Source organism: Pseudomonas sp. BC42 (genome assembly GCF_021560055.1).
Classification (GTDB): Bacteria; Pseudomonadota; Gammaproteobacteria; order Pseudomonadales; family Pseudomonadaceae; genus Aquipseudomonas.
The window spans coordinates 2,797,022-2,814,684 of record NZ_CP091067.1; the positions used below are offsets into that span (position 1 = coordinate 2,797,022).

The following is a 17,663-nucleotide window of genomic DNA, read 5'->3' on the forward strand; positions in this document are numbered from 1 at the left end:
AGTGCGGAACCTACTCGCCCTTGATCGGCACGACTGTGTCCGCCTTCATGGCTTCAGGCTTTTTCGGCAGCGAGATGCTCAGCACGCCCTTGCTGAAACTGGCATCGATCTTCTCGGCGTCGACGCCTTTGGGCAGATTGAACACCCGCTCGAAAGAGCCGTAGTGACGCTCGCTGAGGTGATAGCCCTTGCGGTTCTCTTCCTTGTCCTCTTTCTTTTCGCCCTTGATGATCAGGCTGCCGTTGGACAGTTTGATCTCGATGTTCTTCTGGTCCATGCCGGGCAGTTCAGCGGTGATCTCGTAGCTCTTGTCCTTCTCGCAGATGTCCACGGCAGGCATGCCGTGGCCCATCAGTTCGCGGCGCCAGAAGGGTTCGACATCGAACAGTCCACGACCGAAGGGTGAAAGCCCCGAGCCGCGATTGAAGTCATCGAACAGGTGATCGACTTGTTGGCGCAGTTTTTCCAGGGGCCGCCAAAGGTCTGTGGCCAGCGGATGCCGGGTGGATTTGTCTTCAGTGGTGACCGGCATCTTCTTCACGGAGTTGCTCATTTTCGGTTCTCCTCTTCGGATGGCAGGCGGACGATGAACATCCTCTCTTCGAGCCGCCTGGGCAGATCGGATGTGCTTGCCGATTCAACGTCCAGCATCACGGCGTCCGTCCGGCGCAAGCCGCCGTAGCCAACGCCTGTGATGAAGCCGTTGCTGGGTCTTAATCTCGGCGCTCACCTCTGGGGAGTCGTTGATCTGGATCAGAAGAGCGGTGAACTGTCTTGGGCAGGCGATGAGATGCGCAAAGCCCCTCGGAAACAATTGGAATAATTTGCTCACAAACTCAAATAACCCCGTGCACGCAAGGGTGGATCCGCGGGCGGCGGCTGCCCCATCATCGGAGCCCTGCAAGCAGTGCAGTGGGGCTCCAGCAGCCGTTTATTCACCGACTATCGCTACCCGCCTGCGTCGATACAGGGACGTCATATGAACCCGGATGCCAATGCGTTTTTTGGAAGGCACACCCTGGGCGAGCTCTATCAGATCTCTCCCGAACAGCTCAACGACATAGAGGCCCTGACCCGGTTGCTGTGCGCAGCATCCGTCGAAGCCGGGGCCACAGTGTGCGGCACCATGACCAAGCGCTTCGAGCCGCAGGGGGCGACGGTGCTGGTGATGCTGGCGGAGTCCCATGCTTCCTTTCACACCTATCCCGAGCACGGTGCGCTGTTTCTCGACATCTTTACCTGCGGAACCCGCTGCGACCCGGTCAAGGCCTTCGACTACATCTGCGCCAGCCTGAAGTGCGATGTACGGGCGATGAAGATCGTCGAGCGCGGAGCGCCGGGCGGCGACAGTCAAGCGGCCAGGCCGGCGCTGGCGACTCCGGGGCTGCGCAGTTACTGAGCGAACACCCCAGGGGAGCGCAGGGCGCTCGCAGGTACATCGGTGGATGAACAGCCGATCAATGCGTTAAGCCAGTTTGTTGCAAGTCGATGTTTGTTTCAGGGGGTCTTGTTCATCCAGGACGTGATGGTCTGTTTTGGCATTGCCATTAAATGACCTGTCCGCTTGCAAGTTGCACTGTTTCTTTCAAGTTTGAAAGAGCAGGACCTTAGTTGATTGCTTTTTATAAGTGGTTATAGGCCAGTGGCCGGCTGGTGCCTGTTCGTAACCTGCTGTTCATTATGTTTATCTCTTGGGAGTGAATGATCATGGAAGATCAAAAGTTGAAGTTGCTGGTCTTCGGTGTCGATGGCGCCTCCCATGCCGTGCTCCAGCAATTGATGGCGCGGGGCCTGTTGCCCAACTTCAGCGCATTGCGTCGGCACGCCGCCCATGGGGTGCTGCAATCGACCTTTCCACCCCATACCGCACCGGGCTGGGCCTCCATGTTTACCGGGGTTTCCCCGGGTGAGCACGGGATCTACCAGTTCTGGTCGACCCACAGTGACGACTATCGTTTCAGGGCCATGAATGCCGCCGATTACGGGCGCGAGCCCTGCTGGCTGACCCTGCAGCGCCATGGCCTGAAAGTGGGTGCCTACAACATCCCCATGACTCATCCGCCGGCCGACTTGCAGGGCGGCTACATGATCAGCTGGCCCCTGGCAAAGACATTGAGATATACCGCACCCGGCAACTTGATGCATGAATTGATGCAGGCGGGCCTGCACTATCATTCCGATCTGGTCACCATGTATCGCGGTCAGGAAGATTATTGCGAGCAGGCGCGAAAGTTTATCGACGGTCGTGCTGAAACTTGCTGTTTTCTGCAAAAGAACCGGCCGGTAGATGCACTCTTCGTGGTCTTTACCGAAGTTGACCGGGTCAGTCATTACTACTGGGGCGATGCCCAGGCCCCCAGTGCGGCCGTGGAACAGTGCTATGTCGACATCGACCGGGCGCTGGGCACCTTGCTGACCCTGACCGACGACCAGACCCTGGTGGTGGTGGCTTCCGACCACGGCTTCGGCCTGTGCGAGGCCGACTTCAGCGTGCACGAATTCCTCCAGCAGCATGGCCTGCTGGCAACCCGCTTCGAACGGCAGCAGGACGGGGCCGAGACGGCGCACGACGATCCGGGCGCGCGCTCCTGGTTCGATGACCCCGCCAGCTACCGGCGGCTGATCGACTGGTCGCGCACCGACTTCTACATGCCCACTCCCGGCTGCTTCGGCCTGAACGCCAACCGGGTCGGGCGCGAGGCCCAGGGCCGCTTGACCGACGAGCAGTTGCCGGCCGCCGAAGAGCGCCTCAAGCGCGCCCTGGCCCAGGTGCTCGACGATCAGGGCCGGCCCTGGTTCAGGCTGGTCCGTGCCGACCAGGTCTATGTCGGGGCGCGCCTGTCGGATGCCCCCGACTACCTGCTGATCCCCAGGGACTTCAGCGTCATGCCGACCCCGAGCCTCACCGGGCAGGTCTGGAGCTCGCCGGCCCAGCGCGGGGTGCATCGTCCCGACGGCATCGTCTTCATCCGCGGTTCGAGCTTTGCGCAAGACGTCGCGCTGCAAGCGCGCATCGAAGACATCTACCCGACGATCCTCGCCCATCTGGGGCTGCCGGTGCCGGAAGGGCTCGAAGGCCACTGGCTGCTGGAACCGCCCCACGAGCCCCGGCGCGAGCCCGGGCGCAAAGGCAGTGGCGGGCCCCGCATGAGTGAAGAAGAGCAGCGCTTCATGGACAGCCAATTACAGCAAATTGGGTACTTTTAATGGAAACCGTACCGTTCACCAACGCCGCCGAAGGGCTGATTCCCCTGACCAATCTGGCCGAGTCGCTCGATGCGCCGGCGGCCAATCCACTGCATTCCAGTGTCGACTTCCGCAAGCCGCACCCCATGCGGGTGTGCTTCCCGGTGCTGCTCGACGGCGACCTGGTCATGAGCTCCGAGCACCTGGGCGTCAGTTACCTGGTGTCGATCCTGCGGGACCTGGGGGCCGAGTGCCTGGTGGTCGAGGTCAAGTCGATCCAGCACGGCGACGAGATCGCCATCGCCGAGGTGGTGGCCTTCAAGCCCGACCTGATCGGGTTCTCCCTGACCACGGTCACCGTCAGCCACGCCACCGCATTCGGTTCGGCATTGCGCGCGGCGCTGGAGCCGCGGGTGGCCTTTCTGGCCGGCGGTCCGCTGGCCACCTTCCTCGGCTCCAAGCTGTTGAGCAACCCCAACTGGAGCTTCCTCGACGCCCTGGTGCGGGGTGAGGGCGATGTGCCGTTAGTGCGCTACGTGGAGGCCTTCTGGGATCACGGTGACTACGCCTCGGTGCCCAGCCTGAGCTGGCGCGAGGAGGGCGGGTTCGTCATCGACAACCCCATCGGCAAGCCGGTGCCGGAGCTGGACATGCTGCCCGAACCGGCCCGGGATCAGTTCGAACTCAACCATGGCAAGCTGCCTTATCTGCGCCTGGCTACCACCCGCGGCTGCACCGCCCGCTGCACCTTCTGCAACGCCCCCCACGCCGGCAACAAGATCAACCCCGGCAAGCTGTGGCGGGCCAGGACCCCGGACAACATCGTCGACGAAATCGAGCGCCTGTATCACAAGTACAACTTCAACACCTTCGACTTCGTCGACTCCACGTTCGAAGACCCGGGTGGCGCGCCATTCGCCAAACAGCGCATCGCCGACATCGCCCAGGGCGTGCTCGATCGCGGCCTGAAGATTTATTACAACTGCTGCATGCAGGCCAAGAACTGGCACGCCGAGGACCAGCCGCTGCTGGACCTGCTGTACCGCTCGGGCCTGGAAAAAGTGCTGATCGGCATCGAGTCGGGTTCGCAGATCGGCCTGGACCGCTGGAAGAAGAAATCCACGGTCGAGGACAACAAGCGTGCCATCGAACTGGTGCGTGGTGCTGGCATCTACGTGGCCTTCGGCTTCATCGCCTACCACCCCTGGTCGACCTTCCAGGAGATCCGCGACAACAACCTCTTCCTGCGTCAGTACATGGGCTACAACCTGCGCCGCTACACCGTGCGCCTGGAGCTCTATCCCGGAGCCGAAGCCGTGGAGACCCTGCGCGCCGAAGGCAAGCTGCATGACGATTTCGACGTCTCGCTCAATGCCCTGAGCTACGACTTCGAAGACCCGCGGGTGCGCCAGCTGTCGTCCATCAGCGCCTTGCTCTACGGCGAGAAGTACGCCTCGGAAATGGTCATCGAGAAGGAACCGGCGGTGTTCGAGTTCGAGACCTACGACATCGTCATGCACACCTTCATGTCGCGCCTGCGCCGAGCGGTGCTGGATGACCCCCGGGGCCTGGCGATCCTGCAGGCGGGGGAAGCCAAGGCCACCGAGCTGCGCCGGCAGATGAGCGACTTCAACTATGAGCTGATTTCCCAGATGACCGACCTGGCCGAGGAGGGCACCCTCACCGAGGCCTATGCCCACGAGCGGCGGCCCCAGGTCGAGCAGTTCTACCGGGGCAAGCTCGGCGAGCTACGCCAGGTCCAGTTGGGCATCAGCATGCAGTTGCACCGCGCGGGCCTGAGCTTGCGCGATATCCAGTTCAGCAAGGAGGCCTGAGCCATGACCAATGCCGAACCGGTGAACTTCCTCGGCCACAGCCGCTTGCTGGGCAACGACCTGGTGATCAACGAGGATTCCTGCAACCTGGGATGCACCTACTGCCTGACCGGGCAGAGCAACATGAAGTCGTCCCACGAGGGCAAGTTAATCTTTCAACCGCCGGTGCATGACGTCTACAGCGAAGACAGCGAACTGGGCCAGCGCCTGCAGACCATCGTCGAGCGGGTCAACCGCACCTTCAGGCCGCCGCTGCTGAAACTCACTGGCGGCGAGATCTTCATCATCAAGGGCATCATGACCTTCATCGAGCGCATGGCGCCGCTGCACGAGGTGCTGATCGTCCAGACCAACGGCCTGCCGCTGACCCGGGACAAGGTGCGGCGCCTGGCCGCACTGGGCAATGTCGTGGTGCAGATATCCCTGGACAGCAGCCACTATGAGGGCAACAGCTACCGGGTCCTGTCGCCGCGCATCCACGAGATGATCATGGAGCGCATCGCCATGGTGCTGGAGGCCGGCCTGCCGCTGGAAATCTACGGCGTGCTGAATGATCGCAGTGCGCCTTACCTGCGGGAATTCGTCGAATGGTGCGCCCGCTTCGAAGACAATCCGCCGCAACTGTTTCCCTTCCCCGTGCGCGGCCCGGACAGCGACAGCTTCAAGGTCCGGCCCGAGCAGTATCCGCTGATCGATGAGTTGTTCGAGCTGCGCGAGCGCTACCCGCAGATCCTGCCGCCCAAGGCCTACCTGGACCGGCTCAGCTCGTTCTACCACCAGGGCCGGCGCACTTGGCGCTGCCACCTGCCGCGGCTGGTGCTGTCGACCTTCAGCGACGGCGTGGCCACACCGTGCCCGAACATCTGGTTCCACAACATGGGCAACCTGCTGGAGGACGACTGGAACAAGGCCCTGGCCCCGGTCAACCGTTCACCGTTCTATCAACTGTTGCTGGCCGAGCGGCCGCGCCTGGATGCCTGCAAGGGCTGCTTCACCCCCTGGGACACCCTGAGCCTGTACTTCGAGGACGCCATCAGCCTCGACGAACTGTGCCGCGCGCCGTCTTACGCCCCGGCAGCGGTCAGGAGCCTGCTCGAACACGCCAAGGAGGCCTATCGCAATGGTGCATGAGTTGCCTGACGACGAGCGCTGGTTCAGCGAAGTGACCGCAGGCCCGGTGCTGGCCGCCTTGCCTGCCGCCATGCGCGAGCGCTGGGTGCCGCCGCTGGCAGCGCTGGCCGACAGTGGTCAGCAGCGCCTGCTGCTGGTGTTCGACAGCTCCCTGGAGCATGTCGCTCTGCTGCTGATGCTGTTGCAGCACGGCCTGTCGCCGCTACTGGTGGCCAGTGACGCCCGGCCCGGGGAATTGCAGCGCTACGCGGCTCAGGCCGCCATCAGCCATTGTCTGGCGCTGGACCAGGGGCAATTGCAGGTGACTCGCCTGGAGCCGGGCACTGGCGTGCCGGCGCAGTTGCCGCAGCGGCGTGGCATCTATCTGTTGACCTCGGGTACCACCGGCGAGCCATCGCTGATCTTTCGCGACCTGCAAAGCTGGCGCGACGAAGGCCTGCGCTACTGCCGCCTGCTGCAACTGGGCCCCGAGGACCGGGTGCTGTTCATCGCTCCGGTGTATCACGCCTATGCGCTGGGCTGGTTATGGGGTGCGCTGCTGGCCGGGTGCCAGGTGCAGATCTGCAAGCCCACGGAGCTGGGGGCCGGGTTGCAGGCGTTACGCCACTGGGCCAGCCATGCCGTGGTGACGCCACTGCTGGCCGGTCTACTGGCCCAGCGCGGCGGACCCGGAACGCGTCCCGAGCGGCTCAAGGGGGTGATGTCCGGCGCCGGTCCCGTGGACGGACACCTCGACCAGCAGTTCCAGCAGGCCTTCGGCATCGGCCTGTCGCGCAACTATGGCAGTACCGAAAGCGGTGCCGTATTTGCCGGCGTCGCGCCGTTGCCGCCGCTGTCCATCGGCTTTCCCATGCCGGGGATCGAGGTGCTGCAGCCCGGGGCGCCGGGCCAGCCCTTCGCCCTCAAGGTACGACTCGAGGACGGGCGTCTCTACGACACCGGCGACATCGCCGAACAGAGCGCCGCCGGCTACAGCATCGTCGGTCGCGAAAGTACGGCGATCCGCCGTGGCGAGCGCTGGATCTCGCCGTTCGAGATCGAGTCGGTGCTGGGCAGCCACCCGGATGTGCAGGACTGCGCGGTGCGCGCGGTCAAGTCCGCCCAGTCGGGCAACGACCATGTCTTCGCCTTCGTGGTCTGGAACCCGCAACGCCCGTGGGACCCGCGACTGCTGCGCGAACATTGCCTGGCCCACCTGGCGCCGGCCAAGGTTCCCGATCGCTTCGAGCGCACGCCGCTGATCGCCCGCAGCGGCAACGGCAAGCCGCTGCTCAGCCGGCGTTATCGTCCGGCGAGCAATCAGGTGTTGCTGGAGGCTGCCCATGCCTACAAGCGTTCGCAGTTGCTGTTGGCACTGTGGGAGAGCGGGGCCTTGCAGCTCAGTGCCCAGGGCCTGAGCGTCGATCAGATCGCCCAGCGCACCGGCCTGCATGCCCACACCCTGGCAGTGGCCTTCGACACGGCCCAGGCCAACGGCCTGCTGCACGAGGCCCCGGAGGCCGAGACGCCGCGGGACCTGGAGGACCTGGCCGCGGTGCTGGACCTGGAGTCCTTCAACTGTCGCCACTGGAATCGCCTGGACGCGATGCTGGCGGTGCTGCACGACGGCCTTGATCGGCGCGCCTTCGAACAGACGCCCAAGCACCCGCAGCTGCAGCGGCGCTACCAGCGCGCGGTGGCCGGGGCGGACAAGCAGCTGGCGGCCCAGCTGACCTGGCGCAAGGCCCTGCACAACGCGCCCAGGGCCATCGCCCTGCTGGATATCTGCGCCACCGGCGCGGTGTACACCCAGGCCCTGCTGGGCCGTCGGCGCCTGGATTGCCGGGCCAGTCGGATCGTCCAGCTGGGCGGGCTCAATCCACCGGCGGCGGATATCCCGGTGCACAGCCACGAGGACCTGGTGCAACTGGACGCGCGCGGGTTCGACGTGATCGTGCTCGACAACACCCTGCATCAGCCCGGGGTGGCCCAGGCCCTGCCGGCCTTGCTCGAACGCCTGGGGCCCGATGGCCAGCTGATCATCGACGAGATCTTTTTCAACGACACGGCTTCGGCGGCCGTCGGCGTGGACTGGCTGACCCATGGCGGCTGCCAGTACCCGAGGCAGGCCGAGGTGGTGACGGCGCTGGCGCGCCAAGGATTCGTAGCCGAGCAAGTCTGGCGCCGCGAATCGACGATTTACCAATGCACGATGTTATTCACCAGGAGTTTAGAAAAATGACCGACACCGACCGCTTGATCAAAGTGTTCTCCAGCACCGTGGGCCGTGAACTGAACCGGGAAGACCTCTCGGGAGGGGATCTGATCGGCAGCCTCGGGCTGAACTCGATCGACGCCCTGCAACTGCTGATCCAGGTGGAAACCGAATTCGGCTTCTCCATCGAGGACAACGAGCTGTCCATCGAACTGGTCAATTCCCTGGAGCGTCTGGAGGCCTTCGTCGCCGACAAGACCCAGGCCCGGATTGGCTGACACGGCGGGCGGCCGATCCCGTTTGCCAAGGTCGGGCGTGCTGTTCTCGGCCCGTACCGACGAGGGAGATCCGGCATCCGCCGGATCACCCGGAAGATTCGAAAGACGAGGGAATGCGTGTGAACGACGTAAACAAGACCGCGGCGGAGTTTGCCAATCGTCCCGGCACCGACGCCCAGTTGCCCTGGCTCAACCAGTTGAACCGCCAGCGCCTGGCCGGCCCGGCGATGGCCAACAATCGTTGCCTGAACCAGGGCGAGACGGCAGCGACACTCTGTGTGCACGCCGGCACCTATGAGGACCCGGTGACCGGGGCGGTGGGCACGCCGATATTTCCCAGCACCACCTTCCGTTTCAGCCAGACCACCTACGAGTCGTTCCTGGAAGGCTATATCCGCGACATCCCGACCTACAGCCGCTACGGCAACCCGGGGCAATGGTCGGTGCAGTTGAAGGTGGCCGCGCTGGAAGGCGCGCAGAGCGCCCTGGTGCTGTCCTCGGGCATGGCGGCGATCTCCTCGACCCTGTTCGCCCTGACCAATCGCAACGGCCACATCATTTCCTCCTATGACCTGTACGGCGGCAGCTACAGTCTGCTGCACGCCGATATCGGTCAGGCCGGGCGCTCGGTGAGCTATGTCGATCCGCTGGACCTGGAAGAGATCCGCCGGGCCATCCGCCCGGAGACCCAGATCATGTTCTTCGAGCTGCTGTCCAACCCGTTGATGAAGGCCATCGACCTGGTCGCCATCGCCGCGCTGTGCAAACAGCAGAACATTCTGCTGGTGGTGGACAACACCTTCCTGTCCCCCATCAGTTGCCGCCCCCTGGAGTGGGGCGCGGACATCGTCCTCCACTCGGCCACCAAGTACCTCAACGGCCACAGCGACGCCACCAGCGGCGCCGTGGCGGGCAGTCGCAAGTTGGTGGACCGCATCTGGGCCCAGCTGCTGCGCTTTGGCGGCAGTCTCGACCCCTTCGTGTGCTTTCTCCTGGAGCGGGGCATGAAGACCCTGGCGGTGCGCATGCAGGCCCACGCCGCCGGCGCCCGGCAGGTCACGGCTTTTCTCGAACGGCATCCGCAGGTCAAGCGGGTGCATTCGCTGTACGCCCAGGACTATGCCCATCCCCATCTGTACCAGTACGCCGGCCAGGCCACCTGCGGCATGCTCAGCTTTGAGCTGGAGGGCGGCGATGCCGCGGCGCTGGCGCTGCTGGAGCACCTGCGGCTGATCACCTGCGCCACCAGCCTGGGCGGCGTGGAGTCCCTGGTGAGCCTGCCGTTCAACACCTCCCACAGCGGCTTGACCCGCGAGCAGCAGACCCGGATCGGCCTCAACCCCGGGCTGGTGCGGCTGTCGGTGGGGATCGAGGACCCCGACGACCTGTGTGCCGACCTCGAACAGGCCCTGCAGCAGGTCTATCAAGGAGGCGAGCAGCCATGAGAAACGGTATGAACATCTCGGGTTTCAGCGAGATCGTCCACGAGATCCAGCAAGAGCCGGCCCAGGCGATCTTCCGCTATGGGGCCTACGCCCAGTATTCGCCTGCCGCCGGCATGCTCGCCGGGGTCGCCCCGGCGACCATCGGCCTGCTGCGCGCGCCGCGGCATTTCGAGGTGCCGATCCGCCCGAGCCCGGCGTTGCAGTGCCAGGGCCTGCTGGACCCGGCGTGGCCCCAGGAACTGGCCCTGGCGGCGTTGTCCGGGTGCTTCCTGGTGTCGGCGGTTTCAGGGTTTTCCGCGCGCCGGACCACCGTGGATCACTTGTCCATGACCACCCGCGCGCACCTGCAGGAGGCCGGCGCCGCTGCGCCCCAGGTGCGCTACGAGATCCGCTCGGGAACCGACAAGAAGCTCAGCGAGGCCCTGGAGGTGATCGAGGCGGTGAAGACCCATAGCCCCAACCATCAGACCTTCGTCCAGCCCCTGGGGCTGGCGGCGCGGCTGGTGGACGCCGGGCGCCCGGGGGCCTGGCAGCACTTTGCGCCACTGGACAGCGCCCCCGCGTGCGCCGCTGAGGCACCGGGGCAGGCCCTGAGCCTGGATTGCCAGTGGCTCTACGGCACCCAGTTGCGCGCCGACTTTGCCGGGCAGGCGCCCGAGGATCGGCGCAGTTTTCCCATCGACCAGCCCAAGCAACTGGCAGGTATCGACTGGGGCCCCAACCCCCAGGAGTACCTGCTGATGGCCATCGCCGCCGATGTGCTTGCCCAACTCAGCCGCCGCCAGCAATTGCCCGGCGCGGTGCGCCTGGACATCCGCGCCATGGTGGACATCCGCGGCATGTGCGAGGTGGCACCGACCCCGGTGCACCTGCAGGACATCGAGCTTGACCTGCAGGTCGAGGGTTGGCCGGCGGCGCAACGGTCCCGGCTGCAGGCACAGCTGGCGGCGAGCATCGAGGCCTCGGTGGTCTGCGCGCTGATCCGGCACCGGGTTGCCTTCGAGTTCCAGGTCGGCGCCCGGCCGCAGCCCGAGGAGGCGCGCCAATGCCTGCCCTGTTGAGTGGCTCGACCCTGTGCTTCGTCACCCTGGCGGTACCCGACCTGGCCGCCGCCGAGGACTTCTACGTGGAGGTCCTGGGGTTGCGCGTCAGTCGGCGCTTTGCCCCGACCCGCTGGATCAGCCTGGACGTGGACGAGCAGGGCGGCGCCGGCTTCGGCCTGATCGAGGACCCGCAGCGCCCCTGGCCATCGGCGGCGGTGATGCATGACCTGCTGGTGCCCGGGCTGGATGCGCTGATCGCCCGGCTGCCGGCGGCGGTGCGGATCATCCAGCCGCCGGTGGCGACCCTCTGGGGCAGCTACAAAGCGGTGATCGAGGACCCCTTCGGCCACCGGCTGGGGCTGGTGCAGCGCGAGCCTCGGGACTTGGGTGCGCAACAGAACGACTAAGGAGCAGGGATGCTTAAGCAATATGAGTGCATGAACGTGCCGGACTGTGTCGCTGCCGATGGCGGCTGGGTGACCGTGGTGTCGGGGCTGCCGCGTTCCGGCACCTCGATGATGATGCGCGCTCTGGCCTGCGGTGGCCTGGCGCCGCTGACCGACCACCTGCGCCAGGGCGACGCGCGCAATCCCCATGGCTACTTCGAGTGGGAGGCGGTGAAGTCCCGGGACGGCTATCTGGGCTGGATGGATCAGGCCCGCGGGCGGGCGGTCAAGCTGGTGTCGCGCTTTCTCCAGCACCTGCCGGCGACCCATGGCTATCGGGTGCTGTTCATGCACCGTGAGATCGACGCGGTGATCCGCTCGCAGCGGGACATGGCCGAGCACCACAGCGGTCAGGCCTGGGGCGTGCGCGAGGCGCAGGACCTGGCCCGGCTGTATCGCGAGCACGTGGCGCAGGCCCTGGCCTGGGTCAGTCAGCGGCCCAACATGCAACTGCTGGAGCTGGACTATCAACGGGTGCTGCAGGACCCGCACGGCGAGTTCGCCCGGGTCGCGGCCTTCCTGGCGCCGCAGTCCCTGGCGCTGGCCCCCATGGTGGCCACGGTGGACCGTGGCCTGGATCATCAAGCGGCGATGGAGGCTGCGGCCCATGTCTGAATCTGCGATCAAGGCGGTCATTTTTGACCTCGACGGCACACTCATCGACAGCAAGCAGGTGATCCGCGAGGCCTATCACGCGGCCCATGCCCAGGTGCTGGGGGCGGATGTCGAGCCGCCACCCTTCAGCGAATACTGCAAGCACCTGGGCCGCAGCTTCGTGCAGATCATGAAGATCATGGGGCTGCCGCCCCAGATGCATCCGGTGTTCATGCGTGAAAGCAATGCGCGCATGCAGCAGATCCGCGTGTTCGATGGCGTTCGTCCGCTGCTGGCGGGGCTGCGGGCCCGGGGCATTCCCATGGCCATTGCCACCGGCAAGGATCACTCGCGCACGGTGGCGATTCTCGATCACCTGGGCCTGCTGGAGTACTTCGCGCGGATAGTCGGCAGCGACGATGTGGCCAACCCCAAGCCAGCGCCGGACATGGCCCGGATCATCGTCGAGCACTTGCAGGTGCCGGCTGCCGGCTGCCTGTTCATCGGCGACGCCCTGGCCGACCTGCAATGCGGCGAGGCGGCGGGCATGCAGACCGCGCTGGCGCTCTGGGACCATCCCGCCGAGGACATCCGGCGCTACCCCTGCACCTATCAATTGACCGATCCACGCCAGATTCTGGCCTTGCTGGAGGTGGCCAGCCATGCCGACGTTACTCCTGCTTAATGGCCCCAACCTGGGCCGCCTGGGACAGCGTGAGCCGCAGGTCTACGGCGCCAAGAGCCTGGCCGAGATCACCCGCGAGGTCAGCGCGGTGGCCGCCGCCCGCGGCTGGACGGTGCTGGCCCGGCAGAGCAATCACGAAGGCGAGCTGATCGACTTCATCGAAAGCCAGCACCAGGCCGAAGCCCTGATCATCAACCCGGGGGCCCTGATGATGTCCGGCTGGGCCCTGCGCGATGCGCTGCAGGATTACCCGGGCCGCTGGATGGAAGTGCACATATCCAACCTGTTCGCCCGCGAAGCCTTTCGCCACAACTCCGTGCTGGCGCCCCTGTGCCACGGCTTCATCGCCGGCCTGGGCAGCGACGCCTATGTACTGGCGGCCCGGGCGCTGCTGGGAGCCGTCCATGACTAGTGCAACCTCGACGGGGCCGTTGCAGGCCCGACTGCTGGACGACGTGCTGGGGCTTTGTGCCCAGTTGCTGAAACTGGCGCCGCATCAGTTGAGCGGTGCGGCCAATTTCTTTGCCTGCGGTGGTAGCTCGCTGCAGGCCCTGCAACTGTGTGCGCTGCTGGAACAACGCCACCCGCAGCTGTGGGGCCAGGACGGTATTGACCTGACCCTGATTGTCGGCACCGCCAGCCTCGGCGAGTTCGTCACCGCGCTGCTGCGCTCGGCGGACAGCGAGCCGCAAGCGCCGATGCTGGAGGGCGAACTATGAGTCAGGCGGTGGCGACACTGATCGAGCATTGGGAGCAGCGTGGCGTCCATCTCTACGAAGAGGCCGGGCGCCTGCGCTATCGCTGCGACGAGGCCGGGCTGCCCGAGGACATCCGCCACAGCGTGGGTCACGAAAAGCACCGTCTGCTGGATTACCTGGCGCCGCCCGACCCGCTGGCGGCACCCTTGGCCGGCCTGCGCCAGGCCTACTGGCTGGGGGAGCACTCGGCCTTCAGCCAGGGCAGCGCCGCCTACCTGCACCTGGTGTATGCCGGTGCCGTACCGACGGCGGCACAGCTGCAGAGCGCCCTGGCGCGGATGCTGGTCCGGCACCCGGTCCTGGGCTACACCCTGGACGCCCATTCACCGCGCTTCAAGCCCCTGGCCACCGGGTTGCCCGGCGTCGAGCAGCAGCTCGCCGTGGCCGGCGAGCGGGCGCGGCGTTGCGCCTCCCTGGCGGACAGCTCCATGCCCATTGCGCCTCTGGCCGCGGAACAGCCGCTGCTGCGCCTGGTGCTGGTGGAGGACCACCAGGAGCGCTGCCTGCACGTGGTCTACCGACTGGCGCTGTTCGATGCGTCGGCGGTGCAGATCTTCATCAACGATCTGCTGGCGCTGGTGACGCAGGAGGCCGACGGCGCGCTCCCCGGCTATGCCCCGGGGGCGCTCGCGGCCCTGAGCCGCAGCCGCCGCCTGGCGCGGTTCAAGGCCCGCCACTACTGGCAGCGCAAGATTCCCCAGCTGGCCGCCGGCCCCGATCTGCCCCTGGCCCGGCGCAGCCCAGGAGCTTCGGCGGCGCCGCGTTTCATCGAGCACCGGCGGGTCCTGGCCCCGGCGCTGCAGCAGGCCCTGGAGGCCGCGGCAAGACGCCATCAGGTGTCGCTCAACGCGACCTTGCTGACCCTGTTCCTGCAGACCCTGGCACGCTGGTCGGGCAAGGCCTCGGTGACCTGCAGCGTCATGTACAACACCCGGGCGCAGCTCGAACCGGCGCTGGCCTCGACCATCGGCAACCAGGCCGACACCCTGTTGCTGGATCTGCCGCCCCAGCCGCTGGCGTTCGCCGCCTGTGCCCGGCAGGTCCAGCAGGATCTGTACGCGGCGCTGCAGCATGGCGCCTACGACGGCGTGTCGGTGGTTCGCCAGTGGATCCGCGAGCACGACCAGCGGGCCAGCAGCGCCGAGCCGCCGATGCCCTATGTGTTTTCCTCGTTGCTGGAGATGGACCTGCCGGCCGCGCCCCTGCAGCAGACCGACCACGCGATGATGACGCCGCAGATCTGGATCGACGCCCAGGCCTTCGCCAGCGCCGACGGCCTGTGCCTGTCCTGGGACGAGCGCGAGGGGCTGTTCGAAACAGGGCTGATTGCCCAGGCCTTCGAGCATTTTCATGGCGCCCTGGAGCGCCTGGCCCTGCAGCCGCAGAGCTGGGACTTGAGCGAGCTGCCGTTGCCGCAGGCCTTGCTGGAACAGGTCGACCGTTTCAACCACCTGCAGCGGCCCCTGTCCGGGCAGACGCTGTATCAGGGGCTGCTGCATCAGGCGGCGCAACGCCCGGACGCCCCGGCGGTGTTGAGCGACGATGCCAGCCTGAGCTTTGCCCAGTTGCTGTGTCTGGCCAGTCGCCTGGCCAGCCACCTGAACGAGAACGGGGTAGGGCCCAGCGACCATGTGGTGGTGCGCGGCAGTCGTGACGTGGGCAACGTGGTGGCGATCTATGCAGTGCTGATGGCCGGTGCCACCTATGTTCCGGTGAGCAAGGCTTCGCCGCCGCGCCGGGTGCATTCGATCATCAATCAGGCCGCGGCCACCACGGTCCTGGGCGACGACGACGGCGACATTGCGGCGATCATCGCTTCGCCGGTGAACTGGTCGCTCAACTACCGGCACTGGCTGCAGTCGTCCGAGGCCCGGGGCCCGGCGATCAGGCCGGCCTACCCGGCGGTGGACACGGCCCTGGCCTATATCATGTTCACCTCGGGCACCACCGGTACGCCCAAGGGCGTGGCGATCAGCCATCGCGCGGCGCTCAACACCTTGCAGGACTGCCGCGAACGCTTTGCCATCGAGCCCGGGGACCGCTTGCTCGGGGTCAGTGAGTTCAGCTTCGATCTGTCTGTGTTCGACCTGTTCATGCCGGCCCTGTGCGGCTGCGCGCTGATCCTCGCGGCCAATGCCCAGCGCAGCGCTGATCCGCAAGCCTGGCTCGATGCGGCGCAGCGCCACCGGGCAAGTGTCTGGAACTCGGTCCCGGCGATCATGGAAATGGCCCTGGGCTACGCCCGGGCCGTGGACCGGCCGGACGCCCTCGCCAGCGTACGGCTGTGGATGGCCAGCGGCGACTGGATCGCCCTGGGCCTGCCGGAGCGTTTGCGGGAACTGGCCCCGGGCTCGCGCTTCGCGGCCCTGGGCGGGGCCACCGAAGCGGCCATCTGGTCCAATTGCTTCGAGGTGCAGGAGGTGGACCGGCAATGGCCGAGCATTCCCTACGGACGGCCCTTGAGCAATCAGCGTTTCTACATACTCGACGACCTGGGCCGCCGTTGTCCGCCCTCGGTCAAGGGCATGCTGTACATCGCCGGCGAAGGCCTGGCCGCCGGCTACATTCACGATCGCCAGCGTACCGATCAGGCGTTCTTCATCGAGCCCGGGTTGCAGCAGCGGGTCTACCGCACCGGCGACATGGGTCGCCTGCGCATGGACGGGGAGATCGAGTTCCTCGGCCGCCAGGACCTGCAAGTCAAGCTCAATGGCATGCGCGTGGAGCTGGCGGAAATCGAGGCGGTGCTGGCCCGGGCCCCCGGGGTGCAACAGGCGGCCACCTGCGTCGACGGCAGCGGCACCCTGTACGGCTTCTTCGTGGCCCGGGAGCCGCTGCCCAGTGGCGAGTCGGTGCTGGACTTCGCCGCCCAGTACCTCAACCCCTACATGGTGCCGGTGCGCCTGTTCGCCCTGGCGCAACTGCCGCTGACGGCCAATGGCAAAGTCGACCGCGGGGCGCTGCTGGCCTTGCTGCCGGGGCTCTGCGAGCCACAGGCACCGGCCGCGAATGCGCAGTTCTCGGCACGCCGGGACCTGCTGCTGGGCTGCGTGCAGCGGGTCCTGCCGGCGTTGCGCGAGCCCGACGCGTCCTGGTTCGACCAGGGGGCTTCGTCACTGCACGCGGTGCACATCCTGCTGGCGCTGAACAGCGAGCTGGGGCTGGACCTGAGTCTGGCGGACATCTACGCCTATCCCTCGGTCAATGCCTTGCTCGGCTACCTGCAGGGATGCGGGTCGCGGCCGCGCAATCGGGTGGACTTCTGCGCCAGCGCCGATGACCGCCGGCCGCTGCTGGTGCTGGTGCACCCGGTGGGCGGCGCGCTGTCGTGCTACTGGCCACTGATTCGCCTCATGCGCGAGAGCTTCGAGGTGATCGGCCTGTGCGCCGACGCCGGCCAGCGCTTCGACAACCTCCAGGCCCAGGCCCGGGAATACCTCGGGCAGTTGCAGGAGCGCCTGCTGGCCGGGCGCCCGGTGGTGGTGGCCGGCTGGTCGTTCGGCGGCGTGCTGGCGGTGGAAATGGCCCGCCTGCTGAGTGCCGACGGGCAGGTGCGGCCGGCCCTGGTGACCCTCGACGCGGGCGCGCCGCCGGAACCGGCTCCGGAGTTGCCGCCCAGCCTGTTGCAGCAACTGTTCCAGCGCGACCTGGAGCAGTCCGCACAGATCCAGGCCCAGGGCCAGGCGCTGCCGGCCATTGCCGAAAGCGCCTCCCAGGAGCGCTTTGCCCTGTTCTGTCGGCACTACGCGGCCCTGCTGGATTATCGCTACCGGCCGGTGAACTGCCCGAGCTGGCACCTGCGGGCCAGTGTCGAACACCGCTCCAGCGGCCTGCGGCCCCTGGCCGAGCAAGCCGTGGGCGAGCGTTGCCTGACCCTGACCGCGGATCACTACAGCCTGCTGTCCGGGGCCGCCCTGGAACAGGTGGTGCAGTGCCTGATGCAGGCGGCGGCCCGATGAAACCCGGGCGGCAGGGGCATTCAGTGCTGGCGCAAGTGCAGCCTTACCGGGAAAATCCACACCGGCTCGCGGGTGCCCTTCGGCACCACGAGTCGCATAAACAGAGCAA

General features: G+C 66.4%; 15 protein-coding genes. 14 read left to right on the forward strand and 1 reads right to left on the reverse strand.

The window, feature by feature from the left end:
- Nucleotides 1-10: 10 nt before the first annotated feature.
- The gene (locus L1O02_RS13005) at nt 11-553 is read right to left on the reverse strand and encodes an Hsp20/alpha crystallin family protein (RefSeq protein WP_060839873.1); all 543 of its coding nucleotides are present in this window, start codon (nt 551-553) and stop codon (nt 11-13) included.
- 426 nt (nt 554-979) lie between these two features.
- Here L1O02_RS13005 and speD point away from each other — a divergent pair, with 426 nt between their 5' ends.
- From speD to L1O02_RS13075, 14 genes are all read left to right on the forward strand, one after another.
- The gene (gene speD, locus L1O02_RS13010; protein WP_082729906.1) at nt 980-1,399 is read left to right on the forward strand and encodes an adenosylmethionine decarboxylase; all 420 of its coding nucleotides are present in this window, start codon (nt 980-982) and stop codon (nt 1,397-1,399) included.
- 308 nt (nt 1,400-1,707) lie between these two features.
- Nucleotides 1,708-3,207: an alkaline phosphatase family protein gene (locus tag L1O02_RS13015; protein WP_235760029.1), complete on the forward strand. Its 1,500-nt coding sequence runs from the start codon at nt 1,708-1,710 to the stop codon at nt 3,205-3,207.
- Nucleotides 3,207-5,021, forward strand: a complete 1,815-nt coding sequence (locus L1O02_RS13020) for a radical SAM protein (RefSeq protein ID WP_108545546.1) — start codon at nt 3,207-3,209, stop codon at nt 5,019-5,021. Before L1O02_RS13015 ends, L1O02_RS13020 begins: the two co-directional genes overlap by 1 nt.
- A gap of 3 nt (nt 5,022-5,024) precedes the next feature.
- Nucleotides 5,025-6,152, forward strand: coding sequence for a radical SAM protein (locus tag L1O02_RS13025; RefSeq protein ID WP_060839870.1), 1,128 nt, complete (start codon nt 5,025-5,027; stop codon nt 6,150-6,152).
- Nucleotides 6,142-8,373, forward strand: a complete 2,232-nt coding sequence (locus L1O02_RS13030) for a fatty acid--CoA ligase family protein (protein ID WP_108545545.1) — start codon at nt 6,142-6,144, stop codon at nt 8,371-8,373. The genes L1O02_RS13025 and L1O02_RS13030 overlap by 11 nt, the downstream gene beginning before the upstream one ends.
- Entirely contained in the window at nt 8,370-8,624 is a 255-nt protein-coding gene (locus L1O02_RS13035) for a phosphopantetheine-binding protein (protein ID WP_060839868.1), read from the forward strand. Before L1O02_RS13030 ends, L1O02_RS13035 begins: the two co-directional genes overlap by 4 nt.
- Nucleotides 8,625-8,743: 119 nt before the next feature.
- On the forward strand, nt 8,744-10,069 hold the full coding sequence (locus tag L1O02_RS13040) for an aminotransferase class I/II-fold pyridoxal phosphate-dependent enzyme (protein ID WP_197662853.1): 1,326 nt from the start codon (nt 8,744-8,746) through the stop codon (nt 10,067-10,069).
- Complete coding sequence (locus L1O02_RS13045; RefSeq protein ID WP_082729902.1) at nt 10,066-11,130, forward strand: OsmC family protein; 1,065 nt, start codon at nt 10,066-10,068, stop codon at nt 11,128-11,130. The genes L1O02_RS13040 and L1O02_RS13045 overlap by 4 nt, the downstream gene beginning before the upstream one ends.
- The gene (locus L1O02_RS13050) at nt 11,115-11,519 is read left to right on the forward strand and encodes a VOC family protein (RefSeq protein WP_060839866.1); all 405 of its coding nucleotides are present in this window, start codon (nt 11,115-11,117) and stop codon (nt 11,517-11,519) included. The genes L1O02_RS13045 and L1O02_RS13050 overlap by 16 nt, the downstream gene beginning before the upstream one ends.
- Nucleotides 11,520-11,528: 9 nt before the next feature.
- Entirely contained in the window at nt 11,529-12,173 is a 645-nt protein-coding gene (locus L1O02_RS13055; RefSeq protein ID WP_108545544.1) for a sulfotransferase, read from the forward strand.
- Nucleotides 12,166-12,837 (forward strand): HAD-IA family hydrolase, encoded by a 672-nt coding sequence (locus L1O02_RS13060; protein ID WP_108545543.1) that lies wholly within the window; start codon nt 12,166-12,168, stop codon nt 12,835-12,837. The genes L1O02_RS13055 and L1O02_RS13060 overlap by 8 nt, the downstream gene beginning before the upstream one ends.
- Entirely contained in the window at nt 12,815-13,249 is a 435-nt protein-coding gene (locus L1O02_RS13065) for a type II 3-dehydroquinate dehydratase (RefSeq protein WP_129405691.1), read from the forward strand. The genes L1O02_RS13060 and L1O02_RS13065 overlap by 23 nt, the downstream gene beginning before the upstream one ends.
- Entirely contained in the window at nt 13,242-13,556 is a 315-nt protein-coding gene (locus tag L1O02_RS13070; protein WP_164990720.1) for a phosphopantetheine-binding protein, read from the forward strand. Before L1O02_RS13065 ends, L1O02_RS13070 begins: the two co-directional genes overlap by 8 nt.
- Complete coding sequence (locus L1O02_RS13075; RefSeq protein WP_235760030.1) at nt 13,553-17,554, forward strand: amino acid adenylation domain-containing protein; 4,002 nt, start codon at nt 13,553-13,555, stop codon at nt 17,552-17,554. The genes L1O02_RS13070 and L1O02_RS13075 overlap by 4 nt, the downstream gene beginning before the upstream one ends.
- Nucleotides 17,555-17,663 lie beyond the last annotated feature (109 nt).